Annotated in this window: 2 protein-coding genes; both read right to left on the reverse strand. The window is 49.0% G+C overall.

Annotated features, from left to right (window positions below):
* On the reverse strand, positions 1-840 hold an 840-nt coding region (locus G1O98_RS38050; RefSeq protein ID WP_167306244.1), incomplete at its 3' end, for a cadherin-like domain-containing protein.
* A 1-nt stretch (position 841) separates the two neighbouring features.
* On the reverse strand, positions 842-1881 hold a 1040-nt coding region (locus G1O98_RS38055), incomplete at its 5' end, for a GNAT family N-acetyltransferase (protein WP_243458669.1).

Below are 1881 nucleotides of genomic sequence, written 5' to 3' on the forward strand. Positions count from 1 at the left end.
AGTAATATTAATGGCTGTATCTTCTGGTGTGTTGCTTAACGTCGCAGTGGGTGAACCTGTTGGCGCATCGTTAACTGGGGTTACAGAGAAAGTCTGAGTTTGTCCAATTAAGGTTGTTGTGCCATCAGTGACATCGTAGGTCAGATTAACTGCGCCGTTAAAGTTGGCAGTTGGAGTGAAGGTATAAGTCCCATTCAAGTTGTCCACCAATGCACCGTTAGTCGCAGTTAAGTTAACAACGGAGAGGGTACTATCCACATCGCTGAACCCTGCTAATAAGTCAGCCGCAGTAATTGTGATGGCTGTATCTTCGGCGGTGTTGCTTAACGTGGCTGTGGGTGAACCCGTGGGTGCACTGTCATTCTCGAAGAACACGGTATTGGCATCCCTATTACCTACAAAAGCATCCACGTCCCCATCGCCGTCGATATCCGCAAAGGCGGGTGAAGAAATATTACCCACATCCGTCAGTCCGAAGGGGTTGGTGGCTTCAAAGGTGAAGGTGGGAGCAGCCGAAGTTCCAGTGTTGCGGTAAAACTGGATATTGCCATCAAAATTACCCACAAAAGCATCCAAGTCCCCATCGTTATCGATATCGGCAAAGGCGGGTGAACCCACAAACTCATTCGCCAGTCCGAAGTTGGTGCTTTCCGGTGTGAAGGTGGGAGCAGTCTTAGTTCCAGTGTTGCGGTAGAACCGGATACCGTTGTTCTGACTACCCACAAAAGCATCCAAGTCTCCATCGCCATCGATATCGGCTAAGGTGGGTTTAGAAGAAAGTGTTACACCCGTCAGTCCGAAGGGGTTGGTAATTGGGGCTTTAAAATTAGGATCAGCCATGTTAGTTTTCTCTTGATTCAAGTGTAGGGTTAATCAACTTACTCGTTTGCCGCACTTCCCCTACCCCAGTTAAATAGGGTGTCAGGTGTCGTTCGACAAACTTCAATAAACGCGGATAACGGTAAGAAACCGAACCCGTGAGGTAGGGAACACCACTGTCAACTTGACGACGAATCGCTGACGCTAACAGCCAAACCCCTCGCCCCCGCTTCTCAAATGCTTGTGCAATTGAAAAAGTGGTGTAGCGAATTGTGTCAGGTGCCACCCGATGGGTTAACACCCAACCAATTACCTCCCCCCGATAGCGCAATCCCAAGCTATTTAGGGGTTCTAAGCGGTGTGCTTCGACAGATAGCGGCAGGGATAAACCGGCATCTAACCAAGGAAACACCTCAAAGGCTGGAGGTAGGGGATACTTGTTTAACCAAGGGGCTTGGGCAATTTTTTCTGTAGCGGTTTTGCCAAGCACCAAGTTAATTTGGGGTGGTTGCCAATGTAGCTTTTGCAGTAGCGGTTCTAAAGCGACATTGGTGAGTGTACTGGTTGAATAGCTGAGGATGATTTCAACACATCCCTGTTGGGCTAATTCTTGTTCTAAATAGGCGAGTAACTTCGTGCCAATTCCTTGATTACGGTATTCGGGTAAGACGAATAGGGAGATGATTTCGGCTTGTTGGGGGTTCAAACGTTCGCTGATGGCAAAGCCGACTATTGCACTGTCTAGGGAAGCAGAAAGCCCGGTTAATTCGCCTTGGGGCGGTTGAGTTTGCCAGCGTTTTTGCAGGCTGGGATAGGTGAGGTGATTGTATTCGAGGGCGTTGCTGCTGTTGAGGTGATACACCCTTTGGTAACGGATTTGATCTCCCGTTGAAAAGGCTGGTTCACTACTAGTCCTGGGATTACCCCTCCCTAACCCTCCCCTTGTTAAGGGGAGGGAACTAGATTTTCCGATTTCCCCCCTTTCTTCGGGGAGGGAACTAGATTGTCTGATTTCCCCCCAATAAACGGGGGGATTAAGGGGGGTAATTTGTTGTGTGGGTA

Origin of the sequence: Nostoc sp. UIC 10630 (genome assembly GCF_010747425.1) — a bacterium.
Lineage (GTDB): Bacteria > Cyanobacteriota > Cyanobacteriia > Cyanobacteriales > Nostocaceae > Nostoc.